Consider the following 20,513-nt stretch of genomic DNA (forward strand, 5'->3'; position numbering starts at 1 on the left):
AACCGCTGGCGCATGGCTTCTCTATCTTTTAGCCGTCTCTCTTGTTCACAAAGCTATTGCGCTCCACATCCGGGAACACATCCCCAAAGCGAACGAATTGTTTATCCGCGGAAGGGCCTGTATTGCCGATCTCCCAGGGCTGCCAGCGGCCGCGCTGCAATGCATCAACGACCAGACGATTGCGCTTTTGCGCCTGTATGCAGACCGCATGAATGTTTTCCAGATCCCACTTTTCAGCGGCTAAAGCCTTTAACTCTTCCAAAACATCGGCATAAGCGGGGTCTTCAATCATATTTTGGCGTTCCAACGGGTCCTTGTCCAGATCATACAAAGCATCCCCGTATTCCTTGAAATGGTTCCATACATACTTATAAGGACCCTTTTTGACCATTAGGCGCGTGCAAAGCGTTCGGTTCTCATTCTGCTCGCAGTATACGGTATCGGTCCAAGAGGCATCCTCTCCATGGAGCAAGGGGAGCAGGCTGTGACCGTCCAAATGATCGTAAAACTGCTCTAGCGTATCTCCGCCGGACAATTCGACCATGGTGGGCAGCAGATCGACCAGAGAGGTATTCTCATAACGGCGCTGCGGCGTCAAGCGCGAGGGATTGTGGATCAGCAGCGGAACATGAATGGCGTTTTCAAAAAAGCAGTTCTTGTACCACATGCCTCTTTCACCCAACATATCGCCGTGGTCCGCAGTTAAAATGATGATCGTGTTTTCATCTTGTCCGGTTTCTTTCAGGATTTTGCGGAGTTCGCCAATCTTTTCGTCAATATCGCTGATCATGGCGTAATACGCGCGGCGGGCGCGTTTGATCTGTGCATCCGTCAATTCATAAATATCCTGCCGCATACGTTTATGCACGGCCTGGCGGCGGATGTCCTGCTCTTCATAAGGGATCATGGGGACCTTGGGCAGATCAATCTCATCATCGCTGTACATATCCCAGAACCGCTGCTTTGCAATATAGGGGTCGTGTGGCTGTGTAAAAGAAACGGTTAACAGAAACGGCTGTTCGGCATGGTCATAGCGCGCAAATTCATACAGTTTACGTTTGGCCTGAAAAAATACTTCTTCGTCATAATCCATTTGCAGGCAGTAATCGGCAACACCGGAATCAATGACATTTCGGATATCCGTATAGCCGATTTCTTTTTCCGTTTCATAGCGGTATAGCTTGCCGCCGACATCCCAGTTGCAGGTCCATGAAAAGTCGGCGGGATAGGATTCTGTCGTCACTCTGTCCTCGAAACCATGGAGCTGGTCTGGCCCGATGAAGTGCATTTTTCCGCTCAAACAGGTATAGTAGCCATTGGAGCGCAGGTGGTGCGCGAATGTGGGAATACTGGCATGGAATTCGGAGCCATTGTCCCAGTTATCGATCTTAGAGGGAAGCTGCCCGGACATCATGCTGGCGCGGGAAGGGGAACAAATGGGGTATGTGCAGTAGTTGTTGTCAAAAACAACGCCCTCATCCGCAAGCTGTTGAATATTGGGGCTTTTCACCACCGTATTGCCGTAGCAACTTAGCGCGCTGGCGGACAGCTGATCGCACATGAGAAACAGGAAATTGGGTTTCTTGGTTGTGCTCATTTTAAATTCCTCCTTATATGATGAAAACGCAAATGCTTGCCGGGATCACAGAAATACCAGTTGTCGCTGTGAAATAAAAATTCCACTATAGGGCGCTGCCGTTGGGCTTTATGCAGATATGCTTGGTACGGTCGTGCATTCTTTTTAACATTCTTAGGTCCAGCACTAAAAAATAGACCGCGGAGACCGCTAAAATAAGAGGTACCATGATCTTTTTCCAACCGCTTAGTACATTGGAGAAGGTAAGGGCCGCGACTAAAAAGCTAATGATGGTGCGAAGATAAGCCAAATGCGTTCTTTCATAAGCGAGTAAGGTACGATCCAAAGCCAACCAGTCTCGTTGGATCATTTTGCGGTTATCATAGTCATAATTGATGTATTTCATCTTTACCGTTCCCTTAATAAATTCTTCATGAAGGTATGCCTTTGGCGCTGCTGGGCAGACATTGCGCTTTGTACAAATATAGTAATTTTATATCTGGTGTTTGTTGTATTAATCATAGCCTTTCTACGCGAAATATGGAAATACATATATTAAATATTGTATATAGCGATTTTGTTATAAGCGCTGCGTCTTTAAGCTTAAAAGTTATAATTGGAAAAATTTCTAAATCTGAAGCGGATATTTTTTAAATTTGTGCCGTTGCCTGTTGCCAAGGTTGAAAAACATGCTATAATTTAAATAAATCCCGATCTAACCGCAATAAAAATGAGTATGCTGCACACAAACGATGGATAGCCGTTCCGACTATTGGGGGAAGGAATATTGCTATGACCCTTAGACATCTTCGGATCTTTGTCGCGATTTGTGAAACAGGAAGCGCTACCGCCGCGGGAGAAATGCTGTATTTGGCGCAACCATCCATCAGTCTCGCCCTTTCAGAATTGGAATCGCACTACGGCGTTAAGCTCTTTGATCGCATCGGCCGACGATTACAGATCACGCAGGCGGGCCAGTTTTTCCTTCCTAGAGCGATCCAGATCGTCAATCTTTTTGATACCATAACGCAAGAAATGAGTAGCTTGGACTTTAAGGGGACTTTGCGTGTTGGCGCCAGCGTGACCATTGGAACCTACCTTCTGCCTGCCGCCTTAGTCGCTTTCCGCGAACAATTTCCTGATATGGAGGTTATAGTAAGCATCGCGCACTCCGGGAAAATAGAGCAGGATGTTTTGGAGAACAACATCGATCTTGGACTGGTGGAGACCAATATTCAAAACGAGAGCCTGTGCCAACAGCCGTTTGCAAGGGATCATATCCTGTGGATCTGTGCGACTGACCATCCGTTCGCTAATAGTAAAAATGTATCTTTTGAAAAAGTCGTCACACAGCCGATCCTGCTATGGGAGGCTAAAAGCCGCAGACGTTCTCTGCTTGAATCGATCTTCCGGGAAAAGGGCTATATCCTAAATCCAACTTGGCAAAGTATCAGCGCACAGGCGATTTTAAGCGCCGTCATATCCGGAATGGGTATTTCGTTCCTGTCCCGCACGTTAGTTTCGGGGGCGTTGGACCGCGGGGAAATCTCATCGTTTCGTGTTGATAACATGGACTTCTATCGGAATTTTTCAGTAATTCGCAATAAAAACAAGACTGTTTCCCATTCCATGAACGTGTTGATCGACCTTTGCCGTGCACAAGCCGAAAGCAAATGCCTCGCTGTGAGTTTTGATTTTTAAATAAGGAAAACCGCTTAAAAATAAAAGGGCCCGTTGCAACCAGCGTTGCAACGGGCCCTTTTATAAATGAAAACCAGATGTTAAGGCTGATTTTCACTTTGCGATGAATCAGTAGGAGCCTTCATGTTGGTGAGTGCATACTCAATACATTGTCCAATAAAGGCGTTTCGGCTTAAATTCCAGTCTTTTGCGGCTTGCTCTACTGTTTTTAATATTTCGACATCAAGGCTGATAGATATTTGCTCTTTGCGATATTGCTTAGGAATAAAGTTCGACAATTTAAACATCTCCTCTTGTAAAAGAGTAAGGGATATTATATGCTATTTATATGATTATTTATTAATCAAAAATATAATCATAGATAGGGCGGATTGAGATGTCAAACCAACAAAATGAAAACCAAATTTATTTATTTCCCACCTTAACACAAGACATTGATGACGAGTATATTTATCGTCCGTTAGTTGCAGTAGAGCAATATGCGGCTAAGCATTTTGACCAACATCAAAGACTAATGGAACAAGAACAAGCAAGCTTTTGGAAGATGATGGAGGGTCTAGGTAGGGCTTGGATCCAACTTGAGGACGCCCTATTAGAGTATACAGACTTTCTAAACAGCATACGGCGATATTTTTTGTATCATGGCACCCAAATTGCGCTACATGAATTTATGGGTACGCGTAGACGCTGTTGTGAATATTTTGAAGTGATCAATGCTGGTATGGCCGTTTTTTTTCGGTCTGACTATATGATAGAGCAACGAGAAGCAGCGTGGAACGGCATAAAAACCATTGCAAAACAAATTAATAAAGAAGATATTGAACGGAAAAATCGCCTGCAACGAGCGAAAAAGAACTTAATGAGCTGCTATTTGTGTGTTATAGCTGGTTATGAGCAAACAATCATAGATATGCTGGGCTTTATTGATACATTTAAACTGGACGAAACATATTTAAAGCAACTTCACAAGACCTTTTGTATTCCGTATGAATCAGACGCATTAAATTGGATTGCAATGCAGTAATGTTAAAGCTTTTTTATTGGAATATAGTGTTTTAAAGTTTTATAGGCAATGCCTGTTTTCAAGAAATTTTACATTGTAAAATGACTTTACACACATTTTACAAACCGCGGCTTTTTGATTTTACATTGTTTTTGTATGATGAATTTGTAATGAAAAACAAGTACACGATCAAAAAGGAGAAATATTGACCATGAAAAAATCCATTTCCCTACTGCTGGCCGTTTTGATGCTGACCGGCGCGCTCGCGGGCTGCGGCAGCGATGCAAGCACAGAGACCCAGCAGCCGGGCGCGGGTGCCGCCGGCAATGAGGACGGCGGTGTATCCGGCGCGATCACTGTGATTTCCCGCGAGGACGGCTCCGGCACGCGAGGCGCGTTTATCGAGCTGACCGGCGTGGAGGAAAAGAACGAAGCCGGCGAAAAGGAAGACAACACCACCGCCGACGCGGAAATCGCGAGCAAGACCGACGCGGTGCTCACCAGCGTTGCGTCCAATGAAAAGGCCATCGGCTATGTTTCGCTCGGCTCGCTGAACGACACGGTCAAGGCCGTTCAAGTAGACGGCGTGGAAGCCACCACGGATAATGTAAAGTCCGGTTCCTATAAGCTGGCCCGTCCGTTCAATGTCGCCGTGAAGGGCGAGGCGACCGGCGTTGCCAAGGATTTTATGAATTTCATCATGTCCAAGGAAGGCCAAGCGGTCATCGCGGAGAACAAGTACATCGCGGTGGACGACGCGGCGGAAGCTTTTACGACGGACGGCTCCTCCGGCCAGATCACGGTTGGCGGCTCCTCCTCGGTCGCTCCGGTGATGGAAAAGCTGATCGAAGCCTATCAGGCGCTGAACACGGGCGCGAAGATCGAGCTGCAGTCCTCTGATTCGACCTCCGGCATGACCGGCACGATCGACGGCACCTTTGCCATCGGCATGGCGTCGCGCGAACTGAAGGACGAGGAAAAGACCGAGCTGACCGGCACCGCCATCGCGCTGGACGGCATCGCGGTCGTCGTTAACCCGATGAACGCGGTGAGCGAGCTGTCGATGGACCAGATCAAGAGCATCTATGTCGGCAACGTCACCGAGTGGGGCGACGTTCAGTAACGCAAAAACGGTATATCGCAGGGAGAGGGCGAAAACGGATTTCGCCCTTTCCTCTGTATACGGGGTGAAAATATGAAAGAGTTCCGCGAAAAAGCAATGCACGGCGTGTTTTTTGCCTGCGCGTTCGCATCCATCTTCGCTGTCGCGCTGATCTGTGTGTTTCTGTTTGCAAACGGCCTGCCCGCGATGCGGGAGATCGGCGTGTTCGATTTTCTGTCGGGCGCCAAGTGGAAGCCGGGCAACGATATTTACGGCATATTGCCCATGATTCTCGGCAGTATCTACATCACCGCCGGGGCGATTATCGTGGGCGTGCCGATCGGCCTGCTCACCGCCATTTTCATGGCGTTCTATTGCCCAAAACGCCTGTACGGCGTGCTCAAGCCCTGTACCGAGCTGCTGGCCGGTATCCCTTCCATTGTGTACGGCTTCTTCGGTATGGTCGTGCTGGTGCCGCTGATCAGCAAGGTGGCGGCGCTGCCGGTCTTTGGCCGGGATGTTTCGGGCTCCTCCATACTGGCCGCGTCCATTCTGCTGGGCATCATGATCTTGCCCACCATCATCGGCGTGTCGGAATCCGCGCTGCGCGCCGTGCCCCAAAGCTATTACGAGGGCGCGGTCGCCATGGGCGCGACGCATGAGCGCGCGGTATTCTCCGTCATGCTGCCGGCGGCCCGCTCGGGCGTGCTGGCGGGCGTGGTGCTCGGCATCGGCCGCGCGATCGGCGAGACGATGGCCGTTATCATGGTCGCGGGCAATCAGCCGCGCGTCACGGGCGATATTTTCAAGGGTATCCGCACAATGACCGCCAATATCGTCATTGAAATGGGCTATGCCTCCGGCCTGCACCGCGAGGCGCTGATCGCGACCGGCGTTGTGCTGTTCGTGTTCATCCTGCTCATCAACCTGACCTTCTCGGTGCTAAAAAGGAGGAAGGATGCATGACAAGCGAGATCGCAATGAAGAAGAAAGCGGCCCATACGGCCACGGTAAAACAAAAAAAGCTGTACGGCCGCGGCAAAGCAAGGGTACAGAAAGGGCTGGTATACGGCGCGGCCGCCATCACCTTTACCGTTTTGCTGTTCCTGATCGGCTACATCTTAATCAACGGCATACCGAATCTGAAGCCCTCGCTGTTTTCGCTTACGTATACCTCGGATAATGTATCCATGGTGCCCGCGATGATCACGACCGTGCAAATGACGCTGCTTTCGCTGCTCATCGCCGTGCCGCTCGGCCTGTTTACCGCCATTTATTTGAATGAATACGCGTCGCGCGGCAACCGGCTGGTGCATATTATCCGCATTACCACGGAAACGCTGTCCGGCATTCCGTCCATTGTGTACGGCCTATTCGGCATGCTGTTTTTCGTCACCTACCTGCGTTGGAACTATTCGCTGCTCGCGGGCGCGATGACGCTGGCAATCATGATCCTGCCGCTGATCATGCGCACCGCGGAGGAAGCGCTCATGAGCGTGCCGGATACCTTCCGCGAGGGCTCGTTCGGCCTTGGCGCGGGGCGGCTGCGCACGGTGTTCCGCATCGTGCTGCCCAGCGCCATGCCCGGCATCCTGTCCGGCGTCATACTCGGTATTGGCCGTATTGTCGGCGAAACGGCGGCGCTGATCTTCACCGCGGGCACCATGGCGCAAATTCCGGGCCTGATGCAGTCGGGCCGCACGCTCGCCATCCATATGTACGTGCTCTCGGGCGAGGGCCTGCATATGAACGAGGCATACGCGACCGCGGTCGTGCTGCTGCTCGTCGTGCTGTTGATGAACGCGCTTTCCGCGCTCGTCGCCCGCAAGCTCACCAAAAAGTAACGGAGGCAACTATGAATCAGGAGAAGATACAGATCAGGGATATGAACCTCTTTTACGGGGCGTTTCAGGCTCTGCGCGATATCGGCCTTGCCATCAAGGAAAAGGAGATCACGGCCTTTATCGGCCCTTCGGGCTGCGGCAAATCAACGCTGCTGCGCTCGCTCAACCGTATGAACGATCTGGTGGAGGGCTGCCGCATCACGGGCGACATTTTGCTGGACGGCGAGGATATTTATAAAAGCGGCGATGTGAACCTGCTGCGCAAACGCGTTGGCATGGTGTTCCAAAAGCCCAATCCGTTTCCCATGTCGATCTACGACAACATCGCCTACGGGCCGCGCACGCACGGTGTGAAAAGCCGCGTGCGGCTGGATGAGATCGTCGAGACCTCGCTCCGGCGCGCCGCGATCTGGGATGAGACCAAGGACAACCTGAAAAAGTCCGCTCTATCCATGTCGGGCGGCCAGCAGCAGCGCATTTGCATTGCCCGCGCGCTCGCCGCCGAGCCCGAGGTGCTGCTCATGGATGAGCCGACCTCAGCACTCGATCCGATCTCGACCTCGAAGATCGAAGACCTTGTGCTGGAGCTGAAAAAAGATTATACTATCGTTATGGTGACGCACAACATGCAGCAGGCCACCCGCGTTTCGGATACGACGGCGTTTTTCCTGCTCGGCGAGATCGTCGAAACAGGCGATACGGAAACGTTGTTTTCGGTGCCGAGGGACAAACGCACTGAGGATTACATCACGGGGAGGTTCGGCTGAATGAGAAACCGATTCGATATACAGCTCGCGGAGCTGAACAACGAACTGATCGTCATGGGCGCGAAGTGTGAAAACGCGATCGCCAGCGCGGTGCGCGCGCTCGTGACCGGCCAGCCCGCGCTCGCGGCGGACGCGGTCGCGGCCGAGCGCGAGATAGACCAGATGGAGCGCACGATTGAAAGCCTATGCCTAAAGCTGCTGCTGCAGCAGCAGCCGGTCGCCTCCGACCTGCGGCTGATCTCGGCGGCGCTCAAGATGATAACGGATATTGAGCGTATCGGCGATCAGGCGGCGGATATCGCGGAGATCGTGCCCTATTTGACAAATACCAAGCGGCAAAGCGTTCATATCGAGCCCATGGCCCGCGCGACGATACAGATGGTGACCGACAGCCTGGACGCGTTCGTTCGCCGCGATCTGGCGCTCGCGCGCCGCGTGATCGAGCAGGACGACGTGGTGGACGATTTGTTCGATAAATGCAAGACCGACCTGATCCGCGAGATCAGCGAGGACCCCGCGGACGGCGAGCGGGTGCTCGATGTGCTGATGGTGGCCAAATATTTGGAACGTATCGGCGACCACGCCACTAACATCGCCGAGTGGGTAGAATTCTCCATCACCGGGGAACATAAGTAAGACCGGGAAACGTGCCGCTGCGGCAAACGGATAAGGAGTGGAATTCGCATTGATTTACTGCGTCGAGGATGACGAGGGCATCCGCGAGCTTGTTGTATACACCCTGCAAAATTCGGGACTGCCCGCCCGTGGCTTTGCCGACGGCGACGCGCTTTCATCGGCGCTGCGCGAGGGAAAGCCGGACCTGATCCTGCTCGATATCATGCTGCCGGGCGAGGACGGCGTATCCATCCTGCGCGCGCTGCGCCGCCGGCCGGATACGGAAAAGCTGCCCGTAATCCTGCTCACGGCCAAGGGCAGCGAGTATGACAAGGTGATCGGGTTGGACAGCGGGGCGGATGATTATATCGCCAAGCCCTTTGGCATGATGGAGCTGCTCGCGCGCGTGCGCGCGGTGCTGCGCCGCATCCAGCCCGAGGGCGAAGCCGTGGCGGACGCGCTCCGCGCCGGGCCTGTTTCGGTGGACCCGCGCGCGCATGAAACCTTTGTAAACGGGCAAAAGGTTCGCCTGACGCTCAAGGAATACGAGCTGCTCTGTCTGTTGATGCGCAGCCGGGGCGCGGTGCTCACGCGCGACGTGCTGCTCGAAACCATTTGGGGCTATTGCACGGAAAGCGAGACCCGCACGGTCGATGTGCATATCCGCACGCTGCGGCAGAAGCTGGGCGACGCGGGCGAGATGATCGAGACCGTGCGCGGCGTGGGGTATCGCCTGCGGGGTGAGGCATGAGAAAACGCGTATTCGGCAGTATTTTCATAACCGCGTTCCTCGCGGTCGCGCTCACCGTGTCCATGATGCTGATCGCGTTTTATACTGGCTTGTCCGAGGACGTGCGCGCTCGCCTGCGGGATGAGTGCGCCGCGATCGAGCAGCTTGCCGGACAGGAAGGCGGCGCCGAGCAGACGTTTATCGGCATTGGGCAAAGCTACGCCGACCGGCTTACCGTGATCTCGGCCACGGGCGAGGTGCTGTACGATAACCGTACGGACGCGAGCCAGATGGAAAACCATCTTTCCCGTCCGGAAATACAACAGGCACTGAAAACCGGCGAGGGCGAAGGCGACCGCCTTTCCGAAACGCTGTCCACGCGCACGTATTACGCGGCGCGCCTGCTGCCGGATGGCAGCGTGCTCCGCCTTTCCGCAACGGCGGAAAGCTCCTTTGGCGCGCTGTCCGCGGTGTCGCCGCTGATCGTTTTGGTTTTTTTGCTCACGCTGCTGGCGGCGGCGCTGCTCGCCAGCTGGCTGACCGGCGTATTTTTAGCGCCGATCGAAACGCTTGATCTGAGCGATCCGACCAAAAACAAGGCGTATGACGAGCTTTCGCCGCTATTGCAGCGGCTCGCGCGTCAGAACCGGCGTATCGAAACGCAGATGAACGAATTAAAGCGGCGGCAAGCCGAATTTGACGATATCACCGCGCGTATGGATGAAGGGCTGATCCTATTCTCCGCGGAAGGCGAAGTGGTGTTCCAAAACCGCGCGGCGCGCGCGCTGTTCCCGGCAGAAGCGGCGCACGGCGGTTATCCCGCGCTTTGCCGCGACCCCGCTTACCTGCACGCGGTGGCCGAAGCGCTGGGCGGCGGCAGCGATCATGGCCGGATGGAGCGAAACGGCCGCATTTACGAATTGGCTTCTAATTCCACCCCGGATGAGGGCGACGGCCACGCGGCGGTGCTGTTTTTGGTCGATGTGACCGAGCGCGAGCAGGCCGAGCAGCAACGGCGCGAATTTTCGGCTAATGTTTCGCACGAATTAAAAACGCCGTTGACCAGCATCATGGGCTACGCGGAGCTGGTGGAGACCGGCATGGCCAGACCCGGGGATGTGAGCCGTTTCGCGGGCAAGATACACACCGAAGCCGCGCGTTTGCTTGGGCTGATCGAGGATATCCTGCGTCTGTCCCGTCTGGATGAGGGCGGCATGCAAAGCCAGTTTGAACCGGTCGAGCTGCGCGGCCTTTGCGAAAGCGTGCGGGGCCGTCTTATGGAAAAGGCGGAAAAAAACGGCGTATCCATCACCGTTGCGGGTGAAGCGGTCACGGTGTCCGGCGTACGGCAGACGTTGGAACAGATGGCGTTCAACCTGTGCGACAATGCGATTGCCTACAATAAGCCGGGCGGCAGCGTCACCATGACGACGGGCGATGAAAACGGCGCGCCGTATCTCTGTGTTAGCGATACGGGGATCGGCATCGCGCCCGCCGATCAGGCGCGCGTGTTTGAGCGGTTTTACCGCGTGGACAAAAGCCGCTCCAAGCAGACCGGCGGCACAGGGCTGGGCCTGTCGATTGTCAAGCACGGCGCGGGCCTGCACGGCGCGGCGGTAACGCTGAAAAGCGAGGAAGGGAAGGGTACGGAAATCCGAATCGTGTTCCCGATCCAGCGAAACTAAAAAAAAGACAGGGGAGAGGCACGCGAGCAGCGTACCTCTCTTTTTTCGCTCTGCACAGTTTGGCGGAGAAAAGAGAAGAAAAAACTGTCGTTTTAAATGGTTGCGGAAACAACTAGTTGATGGTAAAATAAATATATAGTTGCACGCGCAACTTCGTGGATTATAAGAGGAGAATAACACGATGTCTGTTCCGCTGTTTTATAAATACGCGTCCATCCTGCACCGGTGTGGCAACCGGTTTTACGATCAGGCGCTCGCATCCTTCGGCATCGGCTGCGGACAGCAGTTTTTTCTATCGCGCATCGCCGAGCACGAGGGCATCACCATGTACGATCTGGCGGCGCTCGGTCGTTTCGATAAAGGCACGGTGACCCGCGCCGTGCAAAAGCTGGAGGAATTGGGCTACCTGCGCAGCGAGGTCGACACGCGCGACCGGCGCATGCGTCACCTTTACACAACAAGCGCCGCAGGGCCGGCGCTGCTTGCCATTACGGAGAGCAGGCGCGAGTGGGTCGGCCGGATATCGGAAGGGCTGACGCCGGAAGAAATCAGGCAGGCGGAAAGCCTGTTCGCGCGTCTTGTGCAAAACGCCTGCCAATGCAATATTGAAGAAGGAGAGAGAGAAAATCCATGAAAACCACCGCATCTCAAACGCTGCAAACCGGCAACCCTCTGGGCTACAAGCCGATCGGCGGCTTGCTGCTTTCCTTTGCGCTTCCATCCACCATCTCGTGTCTGGTCAACTCGGTCTATAATATTGTGGATCAGATCTTCATCGGGCAGGGCGTCGGCTATCTCGGCAACGCCGCTACAACGGTCTCTTTTCCGATCGCGACCATTTTAATGGCCTTTGCGACCATGATCGGCTCGGGCGGCAGCGCCTACGCGGCCATCAAGCTGGGGCAGGGCGAGGAGGAGGAGGCGCAGCGTACGCTTTCCGGCGTGCTTGGTCTGTCGGTACTGATCGGCATTGCCTGCGCCGTGCTCGGTCTAGTATTTTTGGAGCCGATCCTTCGTATGTTCGGCGCAACGGATGCCGTTATGCCCTACGCGAAGGATTATACCTCGATCATGCTGCTGGGCGCGCCGTTCAGCGTGATCGGCGTAGGCCTATCCAATATGGCGCGAACGGACGGCAGCCCGCGCCTTTCCATGTATGGCATTTTGATCGGCGCGGTGCTCAATTCGATCCTTGACCCGCTGTACATTTTTGTGCTGCACTGGGGCGTCAAGGGCGCGGCGGTCGCGACCATCACCTCGCAAATCCTGTCTGCCCTGATCATGCTGACCTATTTTTCCCGCGCGGGCAAGCGGCCCGATCATATGCGCTTTACGCGCCGCTATCTCCGGCGGCCGACGGGCCGCGTGCTCGGTAAGATACTGACGCTGGGCGTGTCCTCCGGTATTACCTCGGGCGTGGCCTGCATTATGCAGGTGGTCATGAACAACTCGCTCGTGCATTACGGCGATCAAAGCGCGGTTGGCGGCGAGGTCGCCCTCAGCGCGATGGGCATTGTCATGAAGTTTACAATGATCCTTGGCTCCGTGGCGATTGGCATCGGCGTGGGCTCGCAGCCGATCTTGGGCTTTAATCTGGGCGCGGGCCACTTTCACCGTATCCGCAAGACCTATCTGACCGCCGCGATCTCGGCCACAGTATCCATCTCGCTGTGCTGGGTGCTCTGCCAGCTGTTTCCGTATGGAATCGTCGGCATATTCGGCGGCGGCAACCCGCAGTTTACCGAATTTGCGGTCAAGTGCCTGCGCGTTTACCTGTTCGGCATTTTCTGCGCGGGCTTCCAGATCGTATCGACCAACTATTTTCAGGCGACCGGACAGCCGCTCAAGGCTTCGATCCTGTCCATGCTGCGGCAGTTGCTGCTATTGATCCCGTTGATCGTGATCCTGCCCATGTTCTTTGGGCTGGATGGTATTTTGTTCGCAGGCCCCACCGCCGATATTCTGTCGGCTGTAATCGTCGCGCTGTTCATCGTACCGGAAATGAAAAAGCTGCAAGCCAAGGTACGCGCGGAGGATACCGCCGCCGACACGCTGAAAGTGCAAACCGTATAAAAAACATCCCCACATGTTCGACATGTGGGGATGTCAGGCTGTCAAAAAATAATTTTTGACAGCCTGTCGATCGAAACAAAGCCCCATTTCGATCGAGAATTCCGGCTTCTGCGCGCGCCTTACAGGCACACTTGAAGTCGGTTTGTATAAAAAACCACGCACATGTCGCGGCTTTTTATGGATTTTGCCGCGAGCGGCAAAATCCTATTTAATGCGCGCTGCGGCGCGAAGGGTTCTCTGACACGCTGAAACATCCCCACATGTCGAACATGTGGGGATGTTTTTATACGGTTTAGGAAAGTCTGGACTTAAAGTCCTCATAATCGAAGGTCTTTACGATCTCGTCCGTGCCGTCGGCGCGGCGAAGGGCGATACTGGGCAGGGGCACGCCGTTAAAGGTATTGGTCTTTACCATGGTGTACAGAGCCATGTCCTCAAACACGACCTGATCGCCCGGGCGCAGCATATTGTCAAAGGAGTATTCGCCCACCACGTCGCCCGCGAGGCAGGAACGGCCGGTGAGCAGGTAGTTAAACGCCTTTTCGTGCGGCTTGGCCGCGTGCCAGACGGGCGGCCGGTAGGGCATTTCAATCACATCCGGCATGTGGCAGGCGGCCGAGGTGTCCAAGATCGCGATGTGCGCATGGTTTTCGACGATCTCCAACACCGTGGAGACCAGATAGCCCGCGTTCAGTACAACGGCTTCGCCGGGTTCCAGATACACCTCAACGTCATATTTTTTGCGCAGGTACTTGACGCATTCGACCAGCACCTCAATATCGTAATCGTCTCGCGTGATGTGGTGGCCGCCGCCGAGATTGAGCCACTTCATATCCTTGGCAAATTTGCCGAAGCGGGAATCGAACGCGGCGACCGTGCGGACAAGGTCGTCCGAATTCTGCTCGCACAGGGTGTGGAAGTGCAGGCCGTCCAGCCCGTCGAGCAGCTCGGGTTTAAAGTGGTCGGCTGTGACGCCGAGGCGGGAAAACGGGCCGCAGGGATCGTACAGCGCGTGCTCCGAAGGCTGGGTCGAGCATTCCGGGTTGACGCGCAGGCCGCAGCTTTTGCCTGCGGCGCGCGCGCGATTGCCGTAGATCTTCCATTGGTTCATGGAGTTAAAAATGAAATGGTCAGCATAGGGCAGCAGATCGTCGAACTCGCCGGGGGCAAAGGCGGGGGAATACACATGCGTTTCTCCGCCGAAGTGCGTATGCCCCAGCCGGGCTTCGTATAGGCCGCTGGCGGTGGTGCCGCTCAGGTATTCGGCGATCAGCGGGTATAACGTATACATGGAAAACGCCTTTTGCGCGAGCAGTATTTTTGCGCCAGAGCGCTCGGCCACGTCCCGCAGTACGGCCAGATTCTGGACGATCTTGTTTTCATCGATCAGAAAACAGGGGGTGGGAAGCTCGGTAAACTTCATAATAACACCTATATTAATGATTAATTAGTAATTAGAAATTAGGAATTTTTTGAGTTAGGAGTTAGAAAGCAAGTGTTGACCTTTGGAAATAGCGCATCAATTACTAATTACTAACTACTAATTACTAATTCCTGAATTCTTTTGGTTTATTCGACCAGCGTGGGAGCATGGCTCTCCTGCCATGGCAGGCCCCATTTGTTCAGCGCGTCCATGAACGGATCGGGATCGAACTCTTCGATGTTGTGCACGCCGGGCTTGTTCCACGCGCCGGTCAGGATCATCGAGGCGCCGATCATCGCGGGCACGCCGGTGGTGTAGGAAATGGCCTGCGAGCCGACCTCGCGGTAGCATTCCTGATGATCGCAGATGTTATAGAGATAGTAGGTCTTGCTCTTGCCGTCCTTCTTGCCCTCGAAAATGCAGCCGATGTTGGTTTTGCCCACCGTGCGCGGGCCGAGCGAGGCGGGATCGGGCAGCACAGCCTTGAGGAATTGCAGGGGCACGATCTGCTTGCCCTCAAACTCGATCGGCACGATCGAGGTCATGCCCACGTTTTCCAGACACTTCAAATGCGTCAGGTAGCTCTGGCCAAAGGTCATAAAGAAGCGGATGCGCTCGATGCCGGGGATGTTGAGCGCCAGCGATTCGATTTCCTCGTGGTGCAGCAGGTACATGTCCTTCCGGCCCACGCCGTCAAAGTCATACTCGCGCTTGATCTCCATGGGCTCGGTCTCGACCCAGTGGCCGTTTTCCCAATAAGAGCCCTTGGCCGATACCTCGCGGATGTTAATCTCGGGGTTGAAGTTGGTGGCGAACGGATAACCGTGGTCGCCGCCGTTGCAGTCCAGAATGTCGATGCGGTTGATCTCGTCGAATTCATGCTTCAGCGCATAGGCGGAAAAAACGCCGGTCACGCCGGGATCGAAGCCGGAGCCGAGCAGCGCCGTAATACCGGCCTGCTCAAACTTTTCGCGGTAGGCCCACTGCCAAGAATATTCAAACTTGGCGGTATCCTCGGGTTCGTAGTTGGCGGTGTCCATGTAGTGCGTTTTGGTCTTGAGGCAGGCGTCCATGATCGTCAAATCCTGATAGGGCAGGGCCAGATTCATGACGATATCGGGCCGGAACTCCTCGATCAGGGCGACCAGCTCGTCCACACTGTCCGCGTCTACCTTGGCGGTGCGGATCTTGGTGGTGGTCGTGCCGTCCAGCTTGTCGCGCAACGCATCGCACTTGGACTTGGTGCGCGAAGCGATCATAATCTCTTCAAAAACAGCGCTGTTCTGGCAGCACTTGTGAATGGCGACCGAGGCGACGCCGCCGCAGCCGATGATCAATGCTTTTCCCATTTAGGTTTCCTCCACTTTTTCCAGCAGTTTTTGTACATAATTCGGTAAATAAAACGCGCCTTTATGCAGGTTCGTATTATAATAGCGGGTTTCCAGTCCCAGACTGTTCCACCATCCGGCGTTCAGGTCGCGTACCGGATGAACGCCGCGCGAGGAGAAGCCGAACAGCCAGTGGCCCGACGGATAGGTAGGGATATGCGCCTGATAGACGCGGGACAGCTCGAACGAGTGCACGATGTTCTTGTGCGCGCGCTGGCAGGCCTGCGCGTCGCCCTTGTAAAAGGGGCTTTCGTGCTGGTTGACGAGCACGCCGTCCGCTTTCAGCGCTTTGTAGCAGTTGCCGTAAAACTCCATCGTAAACAATCCCTCGCCGGGGCCGAAGGGATCGGTGGAGTCGATGATAATCAGATCGTACGCATCCTCCACATGGCGGATGTATTTTAACCCGTCCTGATACAGCAGATGCACGCGCGGGTCGGTAAGCTTGCAAGCGACCGAGGGCAGGTATTCCTGACACACGGCGACGACGCGCTCGTCGATTTCGACCAGATCGATCTGGTCGATGTGATTGTAACGCGTAAGCTCGCGCACGCAGCCGCCGTCCCCGCCGCCGATAACAAGCACGCGGCGCACGCGTTCACCAAGTACGGCGAGCGGTACGTGCACCATCATTTCGTGGTAGATGAATTCGTCGCGCTCGGTCAGCATCATATAGCCGTCCAGCGTTAGGAAGCGGCCGAATTCCTCGCACTCGAACACGTCGATGCGCTGAAAGTCGCTTTGCTCGGTATAAAGCTGGCGATCCACCGCGATCTGCAAGCCGACGGTCGGCGTGTGCATTTCGGTAAAGGTCAGATGCATGGTGAATTTCCTCCTTTGATGACTTGCAGCTCGTTCACATCGGGGTCCTCGGTGCCGGTCAGCAAGCAGTGCTTTTCCTTGGCGTAGCGGATATAATCGAGGATCGCGCCGGTGATGCGCTCGCCGGGGGCGAGAATGGGGATGCCGGGCGGATAGCACATGACGAATTCCGCGCAGATCTGGCCTACCGTTTCGCCGAGCGAGAGCGACTGCTTTTCCGCGTAGAACGCCTCCTGCGGGGCGGCGGCCACCTCGGGGTTGATGTATTCCTGCCGCATTAGCGTGGCCTTGGTGCGTTTGTAGCGGCGGCGGATATCGCTGAGCGCCGCGACCAGACGCTCCAGATCGCGCTCGCGGTCGCCCACCGAAACATAGGCGAGCAGATTGCCAAGGTCGCCGAACTCGGTCTGGATATCATAAAAATCGCGCAGGATATCGTATACTTCAATGCCGGCCAGACCAAGGTCGAGCGTGTTCACCGCCAGCTTGGTCACGTCGAAATCAAAGACCGTGTCGCCGTTGCATAGCTCGCGGCCATAGGCGTAATAGTCGCCTATTTGGTTGATCTCGTTCCGGGCGTACTCGGTCAGATTCGTCACCTTGCGGAAAATATGATCGCCGTGCAGGGCGAGCGTGCGCCGGGAAATATCCAGACTGACCATCAGCAGGTAGGAGCCGCTGGTCGTCTGCGTCAGGTTGATGAATTGGCGCACATGGTCGGGGTTCATGTTCTGCCCGCAGAGCAGGAAGCTGGACTGCGTCAAGCTGCCGCCCGATTTGTGCATGGAAACGGCGGCAAGGTCGGCCCCGGCGGCCATGGCGGATACCGGCATGTTTTCTCCAAAATAAAAGTGGGTGCCGTGCGCTTCGTCCGCCAGCACCTTCATGCCCGCGGCGTGCGCCAGTTTGGCGATCTGCCGGATATCCGAGCAAACGCCGTAATACGTTGGGTTGTTGACCAAAACGGCCTTGGCGTTCGGGTGCTTTTCGATCGCGGCCTTCACGTCCGCGACCGACATGCCAAGCGAAATGCCAAGACGGTCGTTCATCTGCGGATTAATATAGACCGGCACGGCGCCGGTCAGCACGAGCGCGTTGATGACCGAGCGGTGCACATTGCGCGGCAGGATGATCTCATCCCCCCGGCTGACGGCGGCCAGCACCATCGACTGCACCGAGGAGGTCGTGCCGCCCACCATCAAAAAGGCGTGCCGCGCGCCGAAGGCCTCGGCCGCGAGCTCCTCCGCCTCGCGGATCACGCTCGACGGGTGGCAGAGGTTGTCCAGCGGTTTCATGGAGTTCACGTCCACGGTCATGCACTGCTCGCCCAGAAAGCGGGTCAGGTCGGGGTTGCCGCGTCCGCGCTTGTGCCCGGGTACATCAAACGGCACGATGCGCATAGACTTAAATTGTTCGAGCGCCTCCAAAATGGGCGCGCGGGACTGATCCAATACAGAGAACCACCTTTCTTTTTAATGAGTAATTAGGAATGAGTAATTAGGAATTATCGAGTCGGCCGCATGCGACGCTTTGCGCGGTGGGCGCTCGTTTAATTTGGGCGTATCCCCATTAATTACTAACTACTAATTTCTAATTCCTAATTATTTTAATAGATGTTCTTCCCGCTGAAGATTTCGATCATTTCACGGCGCAGGTCGGAATTGATCTTCAGGCGGGTCTTGGGCGGCAATTCATAAATATCGGTGTTGAACAAATAGTTTTGCAGGTCGACTTCTTTCAGCAGCATCTTGGTGTGGAACAGGTTGGCCTGATATACGTTGACATCGATCGCGTCATACCGTTCAAGCGTGGAAGGATCGATAAAATCTTGGATCGAGGTGATGTGGTGATCCATAAACAGCTTTTTGCCCTCGATATCGCGGGTAAAGCCGCGCACACGGTAGTCCATCGTGATAATATCGGAATCGAACGAACCGATCAGGTAGTCGAGGGTGGAAAGCGGGGTGATCTCGCCGCAGGTCGCCACGTCGATATCGACGCGGAAGGTCGCAAGGCAAGTGTCCGGGTGGTATTCCGGATAGGTGTGCACGGTCACGTGGCTTTTGTCCAAATGGGCCACGATCGTGTCCGGTTCAAGCGCCGCGGCGCTTGACGGAACCATGTGCTCCTCCGCGATCAAAAAAGTGACCGAAGCGCCCTGCGGGTCGTAATCCTGCTTGGATATGTGCAGCACGTGCGCGCCGATCATCTCGGTCACGCGGGACATGATGCCCGTCAGGCGTTCGGAGTTATACTGTTCATCGATATAAGCGATGTAATCGCGCTGCTCGCGTTCGGTTTTCGCGTAGCAAACGTCGTAAATATTAAAGGACAGCGCCTTGGTCAGGTTGTTGAACCCGTAAAGTTTCAGCTTGTTCTGCATCGCCCGGCTCCTTTTCTGTTTCAAAAAATAAAAAATCCCCAAGTGCGGATGTGCGCATAGCAAACATCTGCTCTTGAGGTCCAAGCAATTTCTACACTGCCGCTTTCCGGCCGGGGCCGGGCAAACGGGTTTCGGTGGCAGAGGAAGAGTCTATATAGCAAGAATCTACTTTTACTACTCTTATTGATGGTTTCACAAGCGTGATGTGCGTCGCGCACACGGCCTTTTAGACAGCCAACTTATAAAATTCAATAAGGCAACAAAGTTGCCATGTTCGGCATTTGACCCGGCTGTCCGTATGGCCTTGGCTCCCCTTGTGAATCCGGCGGGTGCAGGGGGCGGTCAAAGAATTCTGCTGGCAAAGGCTTTGCCTCTATCCAATCCGATCGAAACATATGTTTCAATGTAGCATTTATTATACAGCACAGGTTACAAAATTGCAAGGATTTCTCGCAGAAATTACACGGAAACAAAAAGTTTACAAGCAAGGGGTTTCAAAAACCTGTACTTTGGGTGTACAATGGGTAGCATATAGAAACAATGGGGAGCGTAGGTACTGGTGAGAGTAGTGGGGTTTTACAGCAAGGGGCGCGGCGGCAAGCGGAAACGGAACCTGCGCCCGCTGCTGCTTCTTTTGATCGTGATAGGCGCTTTTGCGGCGGGCATGCTGGTGCATCGCATTTTTGACAGGCCGATTCAGGAGGATGCAAATATCTCCTATATCGGCGACCTGCCGGTGCACGAGGATTTTTTGGCAGAGGGCAGCAAGACGCGGCCCGGCCAGAAGCGGGAGATCAAATATCTGGTTATTCATGAGACCGATAACTTTTCCGCAGGCGCAAACGCTTCGGCGCACAACGCTTTTTTACATAATATTTCAAACGATGAAGAGCTGCGCTCGTGGCATTACACGGTGGACGACAAAGAGGTATACCACCACCTGCCGGATGATGAAAACGCCTTTCACGCGGGCGACGGCATGGAAAAGAACAGCGGCAACATGAACGGCATCGGCATTGAAATGTGCGTCAACGAGGATGGCGATTACGAAAAAACGCTGAAAAACACCGAAAAGCTTTGCGCGCGCCTGCTGCTGGAATACGATTTAAAGCCCAAAGCGCTGCGCAAACACGAGGACTTTTCCGGCAAGGTGTGCCCGGCCAAGCTGATCGGAGCAAACCGCTGGGACGAGTTCTGCGACGCGGTGGAGGACCAGTGGAAGCAGATGAAAAAGGAAGAGGCGGAAAAGCAAAAGTAACGCTGCGCATGAGAAAAGCAAGCTTTTAAGGGGCTGTAAAAAACTGTTGCAAAATAGAAGAGTGCCCAAATGTCATTCTGAACGAATTGAAGAATCTCGCGCGAACGCGCGTTCCCAGCGTAAATTTCGCGCGTTCGCGCGAG

General features: G+C 54.7%; 20 protein-coding genes. 12 read left to right on the forward strand and 8 right to left on the reverse strand.

The features are described from left to right. Positions 1-28 precede the first annotated feature (28 nt). Positions 29-1,597, reverse strand: coding sequence for a choline-sulfatase (betC, locus tag NE562_RS15310; protein WP_280963289.1), 1,569 nt, complete (start codon positions 1,595-1,597; stop codon positions 29-31). Positions 1,598-1,682: 85 nt separating this feature from the next. Then, on the reverse strand, positions 1,683-1,982 hold the full coding sequence (locus NE562_RS15315; protein ID WP_280963290.1) for a DUF202 domain-containing protein: 300 nt from the start codon (positions 1,980-1,982) through the stop codon (positions 1,683-1,685). 386 nt (positions 1,983-2,368) lie between these two features. Between NE562_RS15315 and NE562_RS15320 the strand changes: the two genes are divergently transcribed. Next, the gene (locus NE562_RS15320) at positions 2,369-3,277 is read left to right on the forward strand and encodes a LysR family transcriptional regulator (RefSeq protein ID WP_280963291.1); all 909 of its coding nucleotides are present in this window, start codon (positions 2,369-2,371) and stop codon (positions 3,275-3,277) included. Between the two features lie 80 nt (positions 3,278-3,357). Here NE562_RS15320 and NE562_RS15325 read toward each other — a convergent pair whose 3' ends face one another. After that, on the reverse strand, positions 3,358-3,555 hold the full coding sequence (locus tag NE562_RS15325) for a ribbon-helix-helix domain-containing protein (protein WP_280963292.1): 198 nt from the start codon (positions 3,553-3,555) through the stop codon (positions 3,358-3,360). A 98-nt stretch (positions 3,556-3,653) separates the two neighbouring features. Between NE562_RS15325 and NE562_RS15330 the strand changes: the two genes are divergently transcribed. The 10 genes from NE562_RS15330 (at position 3,654) to NE562_RS15375 (ending at position 13,096) form a co-directional block, all read left to right on the forward strand. Beyond that, on the forward strand, positions 3,654-4,301 hold the full coding sequence (locus tag NE562_RS15330; RefSeq protein WP_280963293.1) for a hypothetical protein: 648 nt from the start codon (positions 3,654-3,656) through the stop codon (positions 4,299-4,301). Positions 4,302-4,491: 190 nt separating this feature from the next. After that, the gene (locus tag NE562_RS15335; protein WP_280963294.1) at positions 4,492-5,403 is read left to right on the forward strand and encodes a substrate-binding domain-containing protein; all 912 of its coding nucleotides are present in this window, start codon (positions 4,492-4,494) and stop codon (positions 5,401-5,403) included. Between the two features lie 72 nt (positions 5,404-5,475). Next, positions 5,476-6,348 (forward strand): phosphate ABC transporter permease subunit PstC, encoded by an 873-nt coding sequence (pstC, locus tag NE562_RS15340; RefSeq protein ID WP_280963295.1) that lies wholly within the window; start codon positions 5,476-5,478, stop codon positions 6,346-6,348. After that, positions 6,345-7,226, forward strand: a complete 882-nt coding sequence (pstA, locus tag NE562_RS15345; protein WP_280963296.1) for a phosphate ABC transporter permease PstA — start codon at positions 6,345-6,347, stop codon at positions 7,224-7,226. Before pstC ends, pstA begins: the two co-directional genes overlap by 4 nt. A gap of 11 nt (positions 7,227-7,237) precedes the next feature. Next, complete coding sequence (pstB, locus tag NE562_RS15350; protein ID WP_280963297.1) at positions 7,238-7,993, forward strand: phosphate ABC transporter ATP-binding protein PstB; 756 nt, start codon at positions 7,238-7,240, stop codon at positions 7,991-7,993. After that, entirely contained in the window at positions 7,994-8,629 is a 636-nt protein-coding gene (gene phoU, locus NE562_RS15355) for a phosphate signaling complex protein PhoU (protein ID WP_280963298.1), read from the forward strand. Positions 8,630-8,666: 37 nt separating this feature from the next. Continuing rightward, a complete protein-coding gene (locus NE562_RS15360; RefSeq protein WP_419196014.1) occupies positions 8,667-9,359 on the forward strand; it encodes a winged helix-turn-helix domain-containing protein in 693 nt (230 codons plus the stop codon). Then, positions 9,356-11,023, forward strand: coding sequence for a sensor histidine kinase (locus NE562_RS15365; RefSeq protein WP_280963299.1), 1,668 nt, complete (start codon positions 9,356-9,358; stop codon positions 11,021-11,023). Before NE562_RS15360 ends, NE562_RS15365 begins: the two co-directional genes overlap by 4 nt. A gap of 181 nt (positions 11,024-11,204) precedes the next feature. Beyond that, positions 11,205-11,657 carry a MarR family winged helix-turn-helix transcriptional regulator gene (locus NE562_RS15370; RefSeq protein ID WP_280963300.1) on the forward strand — a complete coding sequence of 151 codons (453 nt, stop codon included), beginning with the start codon at positions 11,205-11,207 and terminating at the stop codon, positions 11,655-11,657. Continuing rightward, positions 11,654-13,096: an MATE family efflux transporter gene (locus tag NE562_RS15375; RefSeq protein WP_280963301.1), complete on the forward strand. Its 1,443-nt coding sequence runs from the start codon at positions 11,654-11,656 to the stop codon at positions 13,094-13,096. The genes NE562_RS15370 and NE562_RS15375 overlap by 4 nt, the downstream gene beginning before the upstream one ends. Positions 13,097-13,388: 292 nt before the next feature. Here the strand turns inward: NE562_RS15375 and nspC are convergent, their stop codons facing one another. From nspC to speD, 5 genes are all read right to left on the reverse strand, one after another. Next, a complete protein-coding gene (gene nspC / locus NE562_RS15380) occupies positions 13,389-14,519 on the reverse strand; it encodes a carboxynorspermidine decarboxylase (RefSeq protein ID WP_280963302.1) in 1,131 nt (376 codons plus the stop codon). A gap of 146 nt (positions 14,520-14,665) precedes the next feature. Further along, entirely contained in the window at positions 14,666-15,868 is a 1,203-nt protein-coding gene (locus tag NE562_RS15385) for a saccharopine dehydrogenase family protein (protein WP_280963303.1), read from the reverse strand. Continuing rightward, positions 15,869-16,729, reverse strand: coding sequence for a polyamine aminopropyltransferase (gene speE / locus NE562_RS15390; protein WP_280963304.1), 861 nt, complete (start codon positions 16,727-16,729; stop codon positions 15,869-15,871). After that, on the reverse strand, positions 16,720-18,180 hold the full coding sequence (locus NE562_RS15395) for an aminotransferase class I/II-fold pyridoxal phosphate-dependent enzyme (protein WP_280963305.1): 1,461 nt from the start codon (positions 18,178-18,180) through the stop codon (positions 16,720-16,722). The genes speE and NE562_RS15395 overlap by 10 nt, the downstream gene beginning before the upstream one ends. A gap of 155 nt (positions 18,181-18,335) precedes the next feature. After that, the gene (gene speD, locus NE562_RS15400; RefSeq protein ID WP_280963306.1) at positions 18,336-19,112 is read right to left on the reverse strand and encodes an adenosylmethionine decarboxylase; all 777 of its coding nucleotides are present in this window, start codon (positions 19,110-19,112) and stop codon (positions 18,336-18,338) included. Between the two features lie 559 nt (positions 19,113-19,671). Between speD and NE562_RS15405 the strand changes: the two genes are divergently transcribed. Beyond that, positions 19,672-20,370, forward strand: coding sequence for an N-acetylmuramoyl-L-alanine amidase family protein (locus tag NE562_RS15405; protein WP_280963307.1), 699 nt, complete (start codon positions 19,672-19,674; stop codon positions 20,368-20,370). Positions 20,371-20,513: the final 143 nt, after the last annotated feature.

Origin of the sequence: Butyricicoccus faecihominis, assembly GCF_024462775.1 — a bacterium.
GTDB lineage: Bacteria > Bacillota > Clostridia > Oscillospirales > Butyricicoccaceae > Agathobaculum > Agathobaculum faecihominis_A.